This is a genomic window from Bradyrhizobium sp. Mp27 (assembly GCF_029953005.1).
Lineage (GTDB): Bacteria > Pseudomonadota > Alphaproteobacteria > Rhizobiales > Xanthobacteraceae > Bradyrhizobium > Bradyrhizobium barranii.
The window spans coordinates 1-17449 of the sequence record NZ_JASAUS010000093.1; the positions used below are offsets into that span (position 1 = coordinate 1).

13 protein-coding genes and 2 pseudogenes are annotated in these 17449 nt (G+C 65.1%); 6 read left to right on the forward strand and 9 right to left on the reverse strand.

All coding sequences use genetic code 11. The annotated features are described in order from the left end of the window. Positions 1-118 precede the first annotated feature (118 nt). Positions 119-613, forward strand: coding sequence for a hypothetical protein (locus QJT78_RS33610; RefSeq protein ID WP_281460424.1), 495 nt, complete (start codon positions 119-121; stop codon positions 611-613). A 28-nt stretch (positions 614-641) separates the two neighbouring features. After that, complete coding sequence (locus tag QJT78_RS33615; RefSeq protein ID WP_028149920.1) at positions 642-1814, forward strand: MFS transporter; 1173 nt, start codon at positions 642-644, stop codon at positions 1812-1814. Between the two features lie 7 nt (positions 1815-1821). On the opposite strand, the gene QJT78_RS33620 is transcribed toward QJT78_RS33615, so the two are convergent. Next, positions 1822-2604 (reverse strand): sulfite exporter TauE/SafE family protein, encoded by a 783-nt coding sequence (locus QJT78_RS33620; protein WP_038952487.1) that lies wholly within the window; start codon positions 2602-2604, stop codon positions 1822-1824. Positions 2605-2776: 172 nt separating this feature from the next. On the opposite strand from QJT78_RS33620, the gene QJT78_RS33625 reads away from it, so the two are divergent. After that, positions 2777-3004, forward strand: coding sequence for a hypothetical protein (locus QJT78_RS33625; RefSeq protein ID WP_240537678.1), 228 nt, complete (start codon positions 2777-2779; stop codon positions 3002-3004). A 72-nt stretch (positions 3005-3076) separates the two neighbouring features. Here the strand turns inward: QJT78_RS33625 and QJT78_RS33630 are convergent, their stop codons facing one another. Next, a complete protein-coding gene (locus QJT78_RS33630; RefSeq protein ID WP_028149917.1) occupies positions 3077-4015 on the reverse strand; it encodes a transcriptional regulator GcvA in 939 nt (312 codons plus the stop codon). Between the two features lie 207 nt (positions 4016-4222). Next, a complete protein-coding gene (locus tag QJT78_RS33635; protein ID WP_155257828.1) occupies positions 4223-4435 on the reverse strand; it encodes a hypothetical protein in 213 nt (70 codons plus the stop codon). Between QJT78_RS33635 and QJT78_RS33640 the strand changes: the two genes are divergently transcribed. Further along, complete coding sequence (locus QJT78_RS33640; RefSeq protein WP_038944277.1) at positions 4422-5114, forward strand: glutathione S-transferase family protein; 693 nt, start codon at positions 4422-4424, stop codon at positions 5112-5114. The two genes, QJT78_RS33635 and QJT78_RS33640, sit on opposite strands and share 14 nt — an antisense overlap. 349 nt (positions 5115-5463) lie before the next feature. On the opposite strand, the gene QJT78_RS33645 is transcribed toward QJT78_RS33640, so the two are convergent. From QJT78_RS33645 to QJT78_RS33655, 3 genes are read right to left on the reverse strand one after another with little or no spacing between them, the layout of a single operon-like run. Next, the gene (locus QJT78_RS33645) at positions 5464-6048 is read right to left on the reverse strand and encodes a DUF1254 domain-containing protein (protein ID WP_028149915.1); all 585 of its coding nucleotides are present in this window, start codon (positions 6046-6048) and stop codon (positions 5464-5466) included. Beyond that, entirely contained in the window at positions 6045-6623 is a 579-nt protein-coding gene (locus tag QJT78_RS33650; RefSeq protein ID WP_028149914.1) for a DUF1214 domain-containing protein, read from the reverse strand. Before QJT78_RS33650 ends, QJT78_RS33645 begins: the two co-directional genes overlap by 4 nt. A gap of 9 nt (positions 6624-6632) precedes the next feature. Next, positions 6633-8918 (reverse strand): PBP1A family penicillin-binding protein, encoded by a 2286-nt coding sequence (locus QJT78_RS33655; RefSeq protein ID WP_212479049.1) that lies wholly within the window; start codon positions 8916-8918, stop codon positions 6633-6635. A gap of 292 nt (positions 8919-9210) precedes the next feature. Here QJT78_RS33655 and QJT78_RS33660 point away from each other — a divergent pair, with 292 nt between their 5' ends. Both QJT78_RS33660 and QJT78_RS33665 read left to right on the forward strand, forming a co-directional pair. Then, a complete protein-coding gene (locus QJT78_RS33660) occupies positions 9211-9726 on the forward strand; it encodes a YcgN family cysteine cluster protein (RefSeq protein WP_014496718.1) in 516 nt (171 codons plus the stop codon). Positions 9727-9881: 155 nt separating this feature from the next. Next, positions 9882-11468 (forward strand): MDR family MFS transporter, encoded by a 1587-nt coding sequence (locus QJT78_RS33665; RefSeq protein ID WP_028149912.1) that lies wholly within the window; start codon positions 9882-9884, stop codon positions 11466-11468. Between the two features lie 3 nt (positions 11469-11471). Here QJT78_RS33665 and QJT78_RS33670 read toward each other — a convergent pair whose 3' ends face one another. From QJT78_RS33670 to QJT78_RS33680, 3 genes and pseudogenes are all read right to left on the reverse strand, one after another. Next, positions 11472-13172 (reverse strand): alpha/beta-hydrolase family protein, encoded by a 1701-nt coding sequence (locus QJT78_RS33670; RefSeq protein ID WP_028149911.1) that lies wholly within the window; start codon positions 13170-13172, stop codon positions 11472-11474. Between the two features lie 21 nt (positions 13173-13193). Further along, a pseudogene (locus tag QJT78_RS33675) lies at positions 13194-15708 on the reverse strand (GAF domain-containing protein). A 102-nt stretch (positions 15709-15810) separates the two neighbouring features. Beyond that, positions 15811-17448, reverse strand: a pseudogene (locus QJT78_RS33680) (thiamine pyrophosphate-requiring protein); the annotation flags it as partial. Position 17449 lies beyond the last annotated feature (1 nt).

The window sequence follows — 17449 nt, forward strand, 5'->3', positions numbered from 1 at the left end:
GGCGGCTCTTCTTCGTCATCTTCGCTCCTGATTCGCAGCAAGAATCCTCGCCGCTGTCAGGCAGAAAATCCACTCAAGCTACTGTCCGAATTTGCGGGGCCAGCTCTTTCTGCCGACCATGCTGGTTGCGTTCGGCGCGACACCCGCTCAGGCCTTGCTCGCGGGAGCGTTGGTAGGACCTGCGCAAGTCGGCGCGCGTCTGCTGGAAGCAGGATGGCTCGCCCGGTTTCATCCGCTGCTCTCGGCGAGGCTGGCCATGCTGATGAATCCGATCGGCGTCGTTGCGCTGGTGATGGGCGGACCCTTGTTGGCGTCGACCTTCACGGTGCTGTACGGAGCGGGCAACGGCATCATCACCATTGCCCGTGGGACACTCCCATTGGCGCTGTTTGGGCCGGCCGGGTTCGGCAGGCGGGTCGGCATGATCTCGCTGCCTTCTAGACTGACGGGTGCCGCCGCGCCGCTCGCATTGGGGCTGATGGTGGAGCACATCGGCAGCAGTGCGCTGTGGATCAGCGCGCTCGTCTCGGTCTCGGCCTTCTTCGCGCTCTTGCTGCTTCGCGCGGAGCGGGCAAACTCAACGCCTCTCCAGGTAGGAGAACAAAATTCGTAGGCTCGGCGGTCGGTCTCTGATTGCGGTGATGTGCATAGGGCAGGTCGGCAACCTGCTGCCGCATGTGACCTTGTCCGCAAATCTGGCGCAGCATTTGATGCCGGAGTGGGGCCTCTCCGCCGCCGAAGGCGGGTTGATGGCAAGCGGTTATGCATTCGGCTACATGCTCGCGGTGCCCGTGCTGACGACATTGACCGACCGGGTCGACGCGCGGATTGTCCTGCTCTGGGGCTCGATCGTCAGCGGGCTGGCGACCGCTGCGTTCGGAATCTTCGCGCAAGGGTTCTGGTCGGCGACCGCGATCTGGTCCCTTGCAGGGCTTGGATTTGCCGGCGCCTACATGCCGGGCCTGAAGGCGCTGACGGACCGGCTTCCCACCGGCGACACCTCGCGCGCCGTTACTCTCTACACGTCGAGCTTCTCCGTCGGCGTCGGCCTCTCGTTCCTGGTCGCGCAACTGATCGCCGACCGCTGGGGGTGGCGCACCGCCTTCCTCGTCACCGGCCTCGGTCCCGTCGCCATGGTCATCGCGTGCCTTCTGATGCGGGAGCAGCGGCCCGCGCCGAAGGCGGGGCGTCTGCTCAACTTCGCGCCCGTCTTCGCCAACCGCGAGGCGCTCGGTTACATCCTCGGCTACGGCGCGCATTGCTTCGAGCTTTACGGCATCCGCACCTGGCTGGTCGGGTTCTGGACCTTCGTCGTTGCGCACCAGGGCACGCCGTCTTGGTTGAGTCCCGTCGTGCTGAGCTTCTGCTTTGCGGTGATCTCGATGCCCGCAAGCATCCTCGGCAACGAGGCCGCGCTGAAATTCGGCCGCCATCGGGCGATCACGATCGTCATGATCGCATCGGCCTGCGTCGCGCTGGTCATCGGGCTCAACACGACGGCGCCGGCATGGGTGCTCGCACTGCTGCTGCTCGCCTATGGCCTGACCGTGCCCGCCGATTCAGGTGCGTTGACTGCCGGCATGTCTGCCGCGGCGACTTCCGAACATCGCGGCGCGACCCTGGCCTTGCATTCGACGGTCGGCTTCGGTCTGTCGGCGGTCGGAGCCTGGGGAACCGGCGCCGCGCTCGACGCCGCCGGCGGCCCACAGAGCGCGACCGGCTGGCTGCTGGCGTTCGTCGTTCTTGCGGTCGGCATTGCGCTCGGTCCGTTCGCGCTGCTCTGGGCGCGGATGGATCGAACGCATCACGGCTGAGCCAGCTCTACTCGTGCCGCCATATCTCCACGGCTGAGATGACCAGGATCGCAGCCAATCCCGGCAAAAGAATCGAATTCGGGACAACGCCGAGCAGCAAGCCGCCGATGAATGTACCGACGATCGATCCGATCGCCATTGCAAGCATGAACTGCCAGTTGGCGCGGAGCACTGAAAAATTCTGATCGCGGCTATAGCGCGCGAAGCCCACGAGCATCGTCGGAAGGCTTACCGCGAGTGAGAGGCTGCCTGCCAGCTTGACGTCCGCGCCGAACAGCAGGATCAGGGTGGGGATCAGGAACTCTCCACCGGCAACGCCGAGCAACGACGCCACGATGCCAATCACGAAGCCTGCCGCTACGCCCGCGATAAGCAGGTACATGCCAGTCAGCGCCGGGGCGGGTGCTGCCGCAGTGCTGTGTGCGAACAGAAGCACACCTGCGATCAGCAGCAACAAGACGGCTATGACCTTGTAGAGCGTTTCGGACTTGAGGCGCGTCGCCCAGGATGCTCCGGCATAGGCGCCAACAAGGCTGCCAGCCAGCAGGTTCAGGATGACCGGCCAATGCGCATATATTTCGGCAAAGGGAACGGCGCGGGCACGAAATGGCAGTGCGCTGGCCACAACGATCAGGCTCGTCGCCTTGTTGAGGACCACGGCTTCAAGACCGCGAAACCTGAACAAGCTGATGAGCAGCGGCAGACGAAACTCGGCGCCCCCGAGGCCGATGAGGCCGCCCAAGGTACCGATGATTGCGCCCGAGCCGAACGCGGCGGAATTGTTTCGCATGGTCACGACGGAAAAAATGCGCTGGTGCGCGAAACTGGACTTGCCCGTAATCCGTCGTGGCGGGGAGCTTCACACCTGCTTACGGCAGGGCGTGGGGCTGAGGAGCAGGCTAGTCTAGAATCGCGGGCGTTGCAAACATGCGTAGCGCGCGGTGTTTCAGCCGGTGTTGTTCGTGGCGTTCGTTGTCATTTCGACCGCTCAAGCCGTAGCCGGCACCACCACCAGGGAGACGCTGGTGCTCTATGCGCTCGGCGTTCCCTTCATGGTCGCCGGCCTTTGGTCCGGTTTCAAATTGTTCGGCAAGATCAACGATGAGACCTTTCGCAGGACCGTGCTGGCGCTTCTGCTGCTCGCGGGATTGTCGCTGATCGCATCGGTGCTGTCGTTCGGATTGCGTTGATATCAGCCGAATCCCCGGCGGCTTACCACCTTGGACTATTCTCCGCGGACGAGAAAATCGCCGGAAAGAGGCCTATCGCCGCCTCGCTGCCTTTGGTGTCCCGGTGACGGATTTAAGCAGACGCAGGTCGCTCGACGCCTCCGCGAGCAGCCAGTCACGAAATGTCGCAATCTTCGGAAGTGACGCGGTCGCCTTGGGGCAGACGATCCAATAGCTCTTCGACAATGGCACCGACTCCGGGAAGGGCAGCGCCAGCCGTCCATTGATCAGGTCCCAGGCCCCTAATGTCGTGCGGGCCAGGGCGATGCCCTGGCCATTGATTGCGGCATCGATGACCATGCTGGCGCGATTGAGTACCGGACCATGCGTGACATCGGCGTCGTCAATGCCGACGCCACGTAGCCAATTTGCCCAGTCGGATCTGCTGTCGAGGTGGATCAGGGGAAATCTCAGGATATCCGCGACCCCGCCGATGCGGCGGCGTCCCGACAGCAGCTTGGGACTGCACACGGCGAAGAGCCGTTCCGTGCAGAGCCTTGTGGCATCGAGGCCCGGCCAGTTTCCATCGCCATGGCGGACCGCAAGATCGACCTCCTCACGCGCAAAATCGACGTGATGCATCGTTGCCGAGACGCGGAGATCGATTCCCGAATGCGCTTCCGCGAAATGGCCGAGGCGATGCACCAGCCATTTGGCGGCAAAATCCGGGGAGGTGCTGACCGTGAGCACGCCTGCGTTCTGTCGCTGCAACAGCCGCTCCGTACCCGCGGCAATTCGGTCCAGCGCATCGCGTATCACCGCGAGATAGTCGCGGCCCGCTTCCGTGATGATCAGGCGCTGGCGCTCGCGGCTGAACAGCTTGATGGCGAGCTCCGTTTCCAACGCCTTGACCTGATGGCTCACCGCACCTTGCGTGACGCACAGCTCTTCGGCGGCCCGCGTGAAGCTCTCGTGGCGGGCTGCGGCTTCGAAGGCCTTTAGTGCGTTCAGCGGTGGCAAACGCGGGCGCATGACGAACCTTCCTGAGGGACTTCATGAGAAAAATTGGGGCTGGCCCGAGAAACGATGCTTTGCGGACTTTGCCCCGCCGGCCCTATGCAGGCGGCCACGACACGAAATCATGGGAGTTGGAGGCAATAAATGTCAATACCTATTGCCGTTCGCGGTTTTCCGGCGCGAGTTCGACGCAGCGCGACGGCTGCGGATCATAAACAAAATTCATGGCAGGCGTTGATCGGCAGATGGCTTGCCCGTATCGAGCGGATAAATCAGCGCGACGATCTTCGCGCGATTGCCGACAATCCCCATCTCCTTGCCGATCTCGGGCTCACCCGGGAAGAGGCCTTGGAGCAAGCGAACAAGCCGTTCTGGCGCTGATCGAGCCCGATCGACAGCAAGCGAACCGGGAGGAGAAAAGATGTCCGAGACCATCGTTTACGGCTTTCCCCGCAGCACGTTCGTCAACATCGTGCGGCTCGTCCTCACCCACAAGGACGTGGCCTACCGCTTCGAGGACCTCGAGCCCGTGATGGGCAGGAGCGAGCATCTCGCGCTCCATCCGTTCAACCGCGTTCCGATCTTCCGGCACGGCGACTTCACCGTCTACGAGACGCGCGCCATCGTCGGCTACATCGACGAGGTGTTCGCGGGAGCACGGCTGACGCCGCAGAACCCGCACGCTCGGGCTCGCATGAATCAATGGATCGGTGTCGTCGATTCCTACGTCTATCCCTACATGATCCACCATGTGACCCACGAGCGGCTGGTGTTTCCCGAGCTCGGGATTGCATCCGACGAGAAGGTGGTGGCGCACGCACTGCCCAAGGTCGAGAACGCACTCGTGGCCATCGAGCGCGAGCTCGCCGATGGTCGGGACTATCTCCTCGGTCCAGAACTCTCGATCGCGGATTTCTACCTTTTGCCGAGCACCTTTGCGTTCAGCCTGACGGAGGAAGGCAAGGCCATGTACCCGAAATATCCGGCCTTCTGTCGATGGCGGGAGCGCATGGAGAGCCTGCCGACGACGCAGAAGCTGCGCGCGATCCTGCCGCCGCGCGCGCCTATTGCGCATGCCCGCGAGTGGGCGAAGTCGCACCGCCCGAGATATTGATCCAGGCTTGGACTGACACTGAGGGCAGGGACTTTCCGCCAGGTACCCGACGCAGTGGATTGCGTTTTCGAGCGGCGGGGGACGATGGTGATCCTTAGATCACGGCAACCTGTGCTACGACATGAAAAAACGCGGCGGATTGCTCCGCCGCGGGTGTTACGAACTTTCGATGTTGCCATCATGCCAGTGTTTTGCCCGACGTGTCAAAGGCGGCCAAAATGGTCTCGCCGCCGAGGTCGCGCTGCTGCTGATCGGTCGTTCAAATTGGCTAACAGTTTCAATGCCCCCGCTACTGTGCATGGGGTTGTTTTTTCAGTTTTTGTTTAGCGCTCGTCGAAGCGGCCGCGCATCACCGCCGTCCGCGCGGCGCCTCGGCCTTGGCCGGCTGCTCGGTCTGCGGTCCGCAACTGGCCGCTGCAAGCGAGCTTTGCGCCTGCTGCATCAGGCCGGGCTCGGCGGCGAGTGCCTTCATCACGATCAGGCCGGTCGTGCTCGGGGAATCGATGATCAGGCGGTCGGCCGCAGTGATCTCTTCGTCCTCGGGCAGCTCGTTGTGCTGCGGCTCGGTCATCAGGTCGAGCTCGATCACCTTCTTGCCGGCGGAGCGGTCGTTGATGGCGTAATAGGCGATCTCGTTGCGGGTGTAGAACGACACCGAGGTGTAGGCCTGGCTCACCGGCACCGTAAGCTTGAGCGGCCCGCCCGTGAGGTCGTAGCGGCAGATCGCGATCGCGAAGGCCGGGTCCATGAACGGCATCGGCGAATTGTTGGGATCGGCGAGAGGAAGCTGCGTCACGGCGTTGAGCTTGGTCATCGGCGTCAGCCGCGAATAGGCGTCCTGTGTCGCGATCCGCGGCAGCGCCAGCACGCTGACGAGATGGACCACGAGGCCCAGCACCACGCCTGCGACGATGGTGAACATCAGGCGGATCATGAGCAGCCCACCGTCTTGATCGTGGGCATCGGCGCATCGCGCTGGGTGCGCGTCGCGACGCCGACAGGGGTGTCGTAGAGGCGCAGCATCAGCGCGTAGCGCTCGATGCCGCCGGTCGGCAGCCAGTTGCCGGCGCGCGAGCGCGAGGCGATGCGGATCTCGAACGTCCCGTCGGACTGCCGCACGATCTCCTGGCTGGTGAAGCCGTAGCGCTGCAGCGAATTGGCGACGAGATGGCCCTTGCGGTCGTACAGCGTCAGCGTCCAGAACCGCGCCGGCGGCGTCACGCCGGAGACGACGACGTCGCAGCGGCCGTCGAGCGCCTTCTTCTTCTCGTCGGCGGTCGCGGTGAAGGCGACGCCGTCACCGGTGCCGATCGGCAACTCGCCGTTGCGCACGATGGTGGCGCGCGAATAGGGATCGACGTCGGCGGTGCCGGTGCGGGGGCGGGCGGTCCAGGGGCCGATGGTCAGCGCGCCGATCTCGGTGCCGCGCGTCGTCGTCATCCAGGTCGCGCCGACGCCGACCACGCTCGCGAGCAGAAGGGCCGTCAATGTGATCAGGATCAGCCGCACGGGTTTCGATCAGTTCTTGCGCGGAACGGATGCATTCGCATTCTCTTCCGCATAGTTCTGCGGGAAGGCGAGCGCGCTCGTCGACGAGGCCGGCTTGGCCAGCTTGTCGTCGTCGGCAGCCGCCTTGGTCGCGGTCCTGGCGGCGTCATCGAGCAGCTTCTCGACGCGCACCAGGACGTCGGCGCCGCGCTTGGTCAGCACGGGCGGCGGGCCGGGCTTGGTCTCCAGCACCTTCGGCGCCGCATTGGCCTGCGCTGCCGTCGGCTGCGGCGGCAGCTTCTGGCCCATGCCGATGCCGGGGATTTCCCGGACCTCGACGCCCTGATGCGCGGTGACCATGATGTCGTGCCAGGTCTGCGCCGGCAGCGAGCCGCCGGTCATGCGGTTGGTCGGCGAATAGTCGTCATTGCCGTACCACACCGCGCAGGTGAAATTGCCGGTGTACCCGACGAACCAGGCATCACGATACGCGTTGGTCGTGCCGGTCTTGCCGGCGGTCGGAATGCCGTCGAGCGCGGCGCGGCGCGCGGTGCCTTCGCTGACGACGTGGCTCATCATGCCGGCCATGTCGGCGGCAACGGAGGCCGGGATCGCCTGTCGCGGCTTCGGACCGTCGCGGTCCCAGCGCCAGACCGGATCACCGGCACCGGTGCGCACTTCCAGCACCGAATGCGGCGTCACCGCCTTGCCGCGGTTGGGGAAGGTGGCGTAGGCGACGGCGTGCTCGAGCACGGTGACTTCGTCCGAGCCGATCGGCAGCGACGGCGTGTCGGGCAGCGGCGCCTTGAGGCCGAAACGGCGGGCGACCTCGACGATCTTGGCACGGCCGAGCTTGGCCGGGTTCGGCGCCTTCGGTTGTTCCTTCTGGCCGATCGCGATCGACAGCTTGACGGGCACGACGTTGATCGAGCGCGTGATCGCCTGCGTCAGCGTCACCGAGCCGGAATAGGAATGGCCATAGTTCTGCGGACACCAATTGCCGATGCAGACCGGGCCGTCGACCACGATCGAGTTCGGCGTGAAGCCGTTGAGGAGCGCGGTGGTGTAGACGTAAGGCTTGAACGACGAGCCGGGCTGGCGGTAGGCGTCGGTGGCGCGGTTGAACTGGCTGGCGCCGTAGTCGCGGCCGCCGACCATGGCGCGGATGCCGCCGTCGAGATCGGAGACGACGGTCGCGGCCTGCGTCGCGTGATAATCGCGGCCGAATTGGCGCAGCTGGTTCTCGATGGCGTCTTCCGCTGCCTTCTGCACGTTGGTGTCGATCGCAAGGCGCACCACGAAGACGCGCTCGGTGTAGGATTTCGGGAAGGTGTCGACCAGCTTGCGCATCTCGTCGAAGGCGTAGTCGAGATAGTAGTTCGGCGAGGCTTCGTCGCGGCGATCGACTGCGAAGGCCGGATTGCGGCGGGCGCCGAACACCTGGCCCTCGGTCATGAAGCCGGCATCGACGAGATTGTCGAGCACGACGTTGGCGCGAGCACGCGCCGCGGGGAGGTTGATGTGGGGCGCGTATTTGGTCGGCGCCTTGAACAGGCCGGCGAGCATCGCGGCTTCCGCCAGCGTCACGTCGCGCGCGGATTTGTTGAAGTAGAAGTGGGCTGCGCCGTCGACGCCGAAGGTGCCGCCGCCCATATAGGCGCGGTCGAGGTACAGCTTGAGGATCTCGTTCTTGGTCAGGCGCCATTCCAGCCAGACCGCGAGGAAGGCCTCGTTGACCTTGCGCTCGATGGTGCGCTCGTTGCTCAAAAACAGGTTCTTGGCGAGCTGCTGGGTGATCGAGGAGCCGCCCTGGCGGACGCCACCGGCCTGGGCGTTGGTGACGAGCGCGCGCGCGGTGCCGGCGATGTCGATGCCGAAATGCTCGTAGAAGCGGCGGTCTTCGGTGGCGAGCGTCGCCTTGATCAGCACGTCCGGAAAGTCTTCCAGCGGGATCGAGTCGTTGTGCTTGATGCCGCGGCTGCCGATCGGGTTGCCGTAGCGGTCGAGGAAGGACACCGCCAGGTCGGACTTCTTCAGCCAATCCTCGTCCGCGGTCTCGCGGAAGGCGGGGATGGCGAGGGTGAGCATCACCACCAGGCCGCCGAGGCCCAGCGTCGCGGCCTCCGACAGCGGCTCGATGAACACCCAGCGCTTCCACCGCCCGACATAGAAGCGGTCCATGAAGGTCGAGTAGCGCTCGTAGAGCTCGCGGATGCCCTTGGCGGAGGAGAACAGCGAGGAATCGATGCGCGCGTCGAGGTCCAGAAAGAAATTCCGGACGCGGCTCTTCCAGTTGGATGGTGTGTTCTGGACCACCTAGAACCCTTGAGGCTCGGTTCGACAGCGTTCAGGCACCCGGCCGGGCGGCACCGAGACGTCTTGAGGGAATGTTACGGCAAACCCAAGGCGCCGGTTTCGCGTCGGAGGGGACTTGCTGTTCCTTCTAGCCGAGCAGGGCCTATAAACCAATGGTCAGGCTCGCGATTTTGAACAACAGGCCTAATTGACCCCGGTTCATTACGGGCCTCAATTGGGCGTTGCTTGCAGCGTCCCGGCCGCACGCCGTAGATGAACGAGCCGTAGCTCTTTCGAACCCTTGTTGAGGCGCATGACCGCAGCTCCCAAACGACCTTCAGGCCAGGAAGGATTCTTCTGGAAAACCAAGACGTTGGAAGAGCTGTCGACGGCCGAATGGGAGAGCCTGTGCGACGGCTGCGGCCGCTGCTGTCTGAACAAGCTCGAGGACGAGGATACCGGCGATATCTATTTCACCCACGTCGGCTGCAAGCTGCTCGATGCCGGGACCTGCGGCTGCAAGGACTATCCGAATCGCTCCGCCAAGGTTCCCGACTGCGTCCGGTTGACCCCGGCCAATGTCCGCACCCTGAACTGGCTGCCGCCGAGCTGCGGCTACAAGCTGGTCGCGGAAGGGCGCGACCTCTATTGGTGGCATCCGCTGGTCTCGGGCGATCCCAACACCGTTCATGAAGCCGGCGTCTCCGTCCGCGGCCGGGTCGAGGGCAGCGAGGAGGAGATCCCGGACGAGGAGCTCGAGGACCACATCGTGCAATGGCCGGCGCAGCTGCCGAAACGGGCACGTCTGAAGCGACGCCCGAAGGACTGATCCGCCTGCGACGTCGAATCAAGTCATCGCGATGACCCCGCGGCGGGATGCACCCATGCGCCGCGGTGCCTGCCTGAGAAGAACTTTCCTCTCTACATTGCCTGCATAGAACGAATCCTTCGCGGTGTTGCGCCGCCTCACGGCTTCCGATCGAGATGAACAAGTTCGACCGGCAGAGCAGTTCTGCCGACATTCAGGCGTTGCCTGACGACATTGCCGAAGAGCTGTCCCGCCTTCCCAGCGAGGTCTTGAGCGTCGACGACGCGCCTTCGCTCGCGCCGCCGGCGCCGTTGTCGCAGGACGAGGTCCGGACCATCGTGATCAGCCTGATGCTGACGATGTTCCTGGCTGCGCTTGACCAGACCATCGTCGCGACCGCGCTGCCGACCATCGGGCGCCAGTTTCACGATGTCTCCAATCTCTCCTGGGTCATCACCGCCTATCTGCTCGCCTCGACCGCGGTCGCGCCGGTGTTCGGGACGCTGAGCGATATCTACGGCCGGCGCGTGATGATCATCATCTCGCTCAGCCTGTTCGTCGCCGGCTCCGTGCTGTGCGCGATCGCGCCGAGCATGCCGATGCTGATTCTGGCGCGCGGCCTTCAGGGCCTCGGCGGCGGCGGCATCATGCCTGTCGTGCAGACCGTGATCTCCGACGTCGTCTCCCCGCGCGAGCGTGGCCAGTACCAGGCCTATTTCTCCAGCGTCTGGATGGTCGGCGGCATTTTGGGCCCGGTCATCGGCGGCGTGTTCGCCGAGCATCTGCACTGGTCGATGATCTTCTGGATCAATCTGCCGCTTGCTGCCGCGGCGATCGCGATGCTGCTGCCGAAGATGAAGAAGATTCCGGTGTTCCACCGCAAGCGCAAGGTCGACTGGCTCGGCGGCGTCCTGCTGATGGCCTCCGCCGTTGTCTTCATGCTGGTGCTGACCTGGGGCGGCACGCGCTATCCGTGGCTGTCACCGACCGTGCTTGCGATGGTGGGCGGCGCCGTCGCGCTCGCGGTCACCTTCGTCTGGCACGCACGCCGCGCCGACGAGCCGTTCCTGCCGCTGAAGCTGCTGACGGGATCGGTGGCGCCGTTCGCGCTGACGGCCGGCGGCTGCGGCCTCGGCGCGATCACGGGCCTTACCGTGCAGCTGCCGCTTTATTACGAGTCGGTCTATCACCTCAGCGCCAGCGAGGCCGGCCTTGCGCTGATCCCGCTCGCGGCGGTCTCGACCTGTGGTGCTGCGATCGCCGGCCGCACCATGGCGCGCGCCAAGCATTACAAGCGCGTCGCCATCGTCGGCACGTCATGGGCCGCGCTTTGCGCGCTCGGTCTCACGGTCACCACGTTGCCGCTGTGGGCTCTGCTGACGCTGATGGCGGCGTTCGCGCTCGGCCTCGGCACGACCTTCCCGGTCTGCGTGGTCTCGCTGCAGAATTCGGTCGCGCGCCCGCAAGTCGGCACCATCACCGGCGCGATGAACTTCTTCCGCTCGCTGATGTCCTCGTTCACGGTCGCAGCCTTCGCCGCGATCCTGCTGATCGCGCTCGGCGCCGACATTCCGCTCGCCGGCGAGCACCATGCCGCAGGCAGCATCCCCGCGATTCCCGTCGAGGATATGAGGCACGCGTTTCGCTACGTCTTCGGTGCCGCCACCGCGCTGATGACCACCGCCTCGCTCTGCCTGATCATGATGGAGGAGCGGCCGCTCGCCGGCCCCTCCGTCACGCAGCAGGTGGAGATGGCGGAGTAGGGGTCAGCCGCCGCGATCGGGATCGTCGCCGGCTTCACCTGCGTTCGTCTTCCGCGCTTTCGCCGCCAGCTGTTCCTTGAGACGCGCGAGTGCTTCGGCGGACCAATCATTGACATCTGTCACCGCGACCCAGGCATCGACGTAATGCTCGGGCGCGTATACGTGGCCAAAGCCCATCGGCGCCGCGGTCGCGACCGCCATGTCGAGGGCAAGCTGCAGCATCGTCACGACAGGATACCATCGCAGCTCCGGCGACACGTCCGGTCCGCGCGGCGCATTCATCCAGTCCGGCGCCTGATAGGCGTCGCGGTAGGCGAAGAAGGTGATCGCGTCGCTGGCATATTGCAGATAGACGACGCGCATTGGCCCCCAGGGCGTATCCGGCGGCACCGTCGGTCCGTTCTGGTTCATGAAGCGCACGAAGCGGCCGTCGCGGAATTCCGGCAGCCAGGCCGGCGATCCCGGATTGCGGTTCGCGGTGACCGAGCGCCAGATGCGGCTCTCGAATGGTGCCCCGCTCCACAGCGCGCCGGCAATGGGATCCCCGATCGTCTCGAACAGCTCCACGGATTTCTCCGAGTTCATGGCGCCAAGGCTCAGTCCGTGCAGATACAGCTTCGGCCGTTTATCCCTCGGCAGCGTCGTCCAATAGCCGTAGATCTCCGCGAACAGCGCGCGCGACGCTTCCGCACCGTATTCGGGCTGAAACAGCAGCGACAGCGGGCTGTTGAGATAGGAATACTGCATCGCGACGCTCGCGACATCGCCATGGTGGAGATATTCGACCGTATCCATTGCGGCCGGATCGATCCAGCCCGTGCCGGTCGGCGTGATGACGATCAGGATTTTGCGGTCGAAGCCGTGCTGGCGCTTGAGCTCCTCGAGCGCGAGCCTGGCGCGCGCTTGCGCGGTGTCGCGGCTGCCGAGGCCCACATAGACGCGCACGGGATTCTGCGCGGGCGCTCCCGTAACGGCGCTTATGTCCGTCGCGGTCGGACCCGAGGCAATGAACCGGCGCCCCATGCGCCCGAGCTCCTTCCATTTCACCAACGATGCAGAACTTCCGGTTCGATCGGGGGCGGCCGGTTGCGGCCGCTCGGGCTCTTGCAGGGCGTCGAGTTCGCGGAAGGAGGAGTCGAGTGCGTTGAACGCCGTGCGGATCAGGACATTGCTGGCGATCGACCAGAACAGCAGGGCCGCGGCGAGCAGGCCGATCACGTTCGCGACCTTCCGTGGAACGAGGCGTTTTGTGCGCGCGGCGAGAAAGCGGGCGACAAATGCGAACAGCCGCCCCAGCGCCAGCAGCACGACGAACGTGATCAGGGCGATGGCGCAGACCTTGAGCGGATGCGCGGTCTCCACCGGCGCCATCTTCATCACGGTGCGGATCGAGTTCTGCCATGCGGCGGTGCGCCCGAGGGCGAGGATGACGACGAGCAGGCAGCCGACTGCGACAAGCGCATTCGCAATTGATCTTGCGCGCGCCGAAGGCTCGGGCAGTTCGAGATAGTGCCACAGCTGGCGCCACAGGACGCCGGCGAAATAGCCGATCGCAAAGCAGCCGCCGGCGAGGGCGCCTTGCGTGAGATAGCTGCGCGGGATCAGCGTCGGCGTCAGCGCGGCCGCGAAGAACAGCGCGCCCAGCGTGAGGCCGACGCCGGACAGCGACAGCAATTGTCGCCGAATGAGCCGCGCTGGATTCATGAAACCACCTCGCGAGCGACGCTATCCTCTGGTCGGGTCCGAAAAGCTGCTCTTTCGCGGCAACAGGATCGTGAACTCGGTGAACGCGCCGGGCTCTGTCGTGACGTCGATCGTGCCGCCGTGCTGCTTCACGATGATGTCGTGGCTCATCGAGAGCCCGAGACCGGTACCTTCGCCGGCCGGCTTGGTCGTGAAGAACGGATTGAACATCTTCGCCTTCACGTCTTCCGGAATGCCGGTGCCGTTGTCGCGGATGCGGATCTCGATGCTGTCGCCGCGGTCGCGGGTCGCGGCGATCACCACCGGCTCGTAGCCGGCGCCGCTGCCCATCTGGCGCCTGGTCACCGCATAGAAGCCGTTCGAGATCAGGTTCAAAAGCACCCGGGAAATCTCCTGCGGAAACACCTCGGCCGAACCTGCCGCCGGGTCGAGCTCGCTCTTCATCGTCACGTCGAACAGCGGCTTCTCGGCACGCGCGCCGTGATAGGCGAGGTTGAGGCTCTCCTCGACCAGCGCGTTGATGTCGCTCAGCCGATGCTCGCCGCCGCCCTCGCGCGAATGCAGCAAGCATGTTCTTGACGATGGAATCGGCGCGCCTTCCGTGCTGCACGACCTTTCCAAGATTGTCCCTCAGCAACCCTGTCAGCTCGTCGACCTCCGCGCGCAGATCGTCGGCGAGCGGGACGGGCGCAAGGACTTCGTTCAGCTCGTCGGTCAGCTCGGCCGAGAGCGAGGCGAAATTGTTGACGAAGTTGAGCGGGTTCTTGATCTCGTGCGCGATGCCGGCGGTGAGCTGGCCGAGCGAGGCCAGCTTTTCGGTCTGGACCAGACGGTCTTGCGCGGCGCGCAAATCGTCGAGCGATCTGGCGAGCTCCCGCGTGCGGTCCTGCACCTCGTTGAACAGGCGGGTGTTCTCGACCGCGATCACGGCCTGGTCGGCAAAGGTCTTGAGCAGGCTGATCGCCTTGTCCGGGAAAGGGCCGGCCTCGCGGCGCGTCACGCCGATGGTTCCGATGGCAATGCCGTCGCGCAGCATCGGAATCACGAGGATGCTGCGATAGCCGCGCGTCCGCGCCAGCTCCCGCATGGCCTCCGTGAGGTCGGGCTCGTTCTGCATGTCGCTGCGGAAGGCGTATTCACCACTCGTCGCCACCCGGCTGTGAATGCCCGATGCTGCAAGCGGCGCCGGGAACGAGCTACGCAGCTCCGCGTTGCCGGCCTCGTTGTCGGTGGTGAAGGCGGCCAGATGCAGCATGCCGTTGATGACGCGGGTGACGGTGGAGGAATGTCCGCCGACCAGCGCCTTGGCACTGTCGGAGATGGCCTGGAACACCGGCGTGACGTCGGCCGGCGAGGCCGCGATCACCTTGAGGATGTCGGCGGTCGCGGTCTGCCGTTCCAGCGCTTCCCTGGTGGCGTTGAACAGGCTGACATTCTTGACCGCGATCACCGCCTGGTCGGCGAAGGTCTGCAGCAGCCGCACGTGATGCTCGGCGAATGCGCCGGTCGTCCGCCGCGTGGCGATGATGACACCTCTGGCCTCGCCCTCGCTCATCAGCGGCGTGAACAGCATGCTGCGAAAGCCGCGGGCGCGCGCGATGTCGCGTGCCGCCGGCTCGAGCTCGGTATCCGGCAGTTGCGCCGATTCACCATGGGCCGTGAGTTGGTACGCCGGGAACTGCGCGAATGGCACCGGGAACGATGCCTGCAGCACACGATCGCCGGCCGGATCACCCGGCGTGAATGCCACGAGGTGCGCGGCGCCGTCGACATAGCGCAGCACCGCGGTGGAGAAGCCGCCGATCAGCCGGTTGGCGTTGGCGGCGACGGCGTCGAACACCGGCTGCACGTCGGAGGGCGAACTCGCCAGCACTTTCAGAATGTCGGCGGTCGCGGTCTGCCGTTCCAGTGATTCCCGCGTCTCGTTGAACAGGCGGGCATTCTCGATCGCGATCGCGGCCTGGTCGGCAAAGCTCTGTTGCAGCGCCATCTCGTCATCGGTGAAGGGCGCGAGGCGATCGCGGTAGACGATCAACGCGCCGATCGCCTTGCCTTCAAGCCGCAGCGGGGAGCCGGACATCGAATGCGTGCCGGCGGCGCGAGCGTGAGGCATGCCGGGCCAGTCGGCGATGGCCGGATCGACATTGTCGAGATCGGGGACATGAACCTGCCGGTTCTCGGCCACGATGGTGCCGGGCATGTTGCGGCCGCCGATCTTGAGCTGGGCGAGCGGCACGCCGGCGCCGACGCGCATGGAGCTGTCGCCGACCCGGATCACCCTGGACCACCCGTCGCCTTCCGCAATGTGAATGGTGGCGCTCGGCGCGCCGAACAGATGCATGGTCGCTTCCGCGATCTGTTGCAGCGAGCCCTCCGCATCGCCCGAGGAGTTGGCGATGGTGCGCAGGATCTCCATGCTGGCGTTCTGGCGGTCGCGCGCAATGGCAAGCTCGGCTTGCAGGCGGGCATTCTCCGCCGCTTGGGATCGCAATTGCCGTTCGAGCTCGGCGGCCTTGTCCTGGGGAGGCGCGGTCATTGATAATCCGGCTAAGCGCCGCGACGTACGCGGTACCAAGCCCGATTATCACATCTCCTGCGGCCGGAGCCAGCGCCGAGCCCCCGCCTTAGTGCAAACGGCTCAAGTCCCCGGCCGCGACACCTCGGTCTCCTTGCTGGTGATGAACTCCAGCAGCACCGGCACGCCTTCCTTCGTCTTCTGGATGCCGCGCTTGATCGCGGGGATGATGTCCTCCGGCCTTGTCACCCGCTCGCCATGGCCGCCGAAGGCGCGCGCCATCGCGGCATAGTCGCCGGAGATGTCGGTCGAGCGGTATTTCTCGGTCGAGATCGGCATCACCTTCAACTCGATCGCCATCGAGAAATTGTTGAGCAGGATCGACATGATCGGGATGCGCTCGCGCACCGCGGTCTCGAAATCCATGCCGGTGAAACCGATGGCGGCGTCGCCCCAGACATTGATGCAGAGCTTGTCGGGCTTTGCCAGCTTGGCGCCCATCGCCAGCCCAAGGCCGTAGCCGAGCTGCGTCGTCTTGCCCCAGCCGAGATAGGTGAGGGGCTCGACCGCCTTCCAGAACGGCGAGAGCTGGTCGCGCGGACTGCCGGCATCATGGGTGATGACGGTGTTCTTGATGTCGACGGTGTGCTGGAGGTCCCAGAGCACGCGATAGGGGCTGAGCGGCGCGTCATTGCTGGTGAGTTTCGGCATCCATTTCGCCAGCCACTCCTTGTGTGAAGCGGCGATCTCGGCCGCGACCGCGTCGCGATCCGCCGTGACGGTCTTGCCGATCTCCTCCAGCAGCGCATCGAGCACGAGGCCGGCATCGCCGACGAGGCCGATCTTGGCTTCCACATCCTTGTTGAGATGGTTCGGATCGAGCGTGGAGTGGATGATGGTTTTGCCCTTCGGCATCGCGACGCCGAAACTGGTTTCCGTGAACGAGCAGCCGATGCCGAAGATCACGTCGGCCTCAGCAAGGAATGTCGGGACCGCGCGCGGTACCGCGAGGCCGCCCGAGCCGAGCGACAGCGGATGGGTTTCCGGGAACGATGATTTGCCCCCTAAGCTGGTGGTGACGGGAATGGCGAGCCGCTCGGCGAGCCGCTTCAGTTGCGGCCAGGCCTGCGCGTAGTGCACGCCCTGGCCGGCATAGATCACGGGGCGCTTCGCGTTGACGAGCAGGCCCGCTGCCTCCTTCACATGAACAGGATCGGCGCCGTAGCGCGTGCGCAGCACCGGCGTGTAGTTCAGCGGCTCCGGCACCTCCTCGTTCCACATGTCAGAGGGGATCTCGACAATGACGGGCCCACCGCGGCCGTTCTTGAGTTTTGTAAATGCGCGGCGGAAGATGTTGCCGACCTCGGCTGCCAGAATGATCGGCTCTGACGATTTCGAAAACGCCTTCATCGCCTCGCTGGAATTGAAGTTCGGCTCGATATGCGCAAGCCGGCGCTGATAGCCCATTGGCAGCACCAGCACGGGCACGGATTCGCCATAGCACTGCGCAACGCCGCCCATCGCGTTCTCCGCGCCCGGCCCGTGCTGCATGCAGAACGCGCCGATCGAACGCCCCGACGTCACCCGCGAGATCGCATCCGCCATATGCACCCCGACGCGCTCCTGCCGCACCATCACCGGCCGGATCTCGGCCTTGGCCGCGTGCTCGATCAGATGGTTGACCGGATAGCCGCAGAGGATCTCGATCCCCTCGCGCTTCATGATTTCCGCAATGGCGGTGCCGAGCTTCATGGCGTCTCTC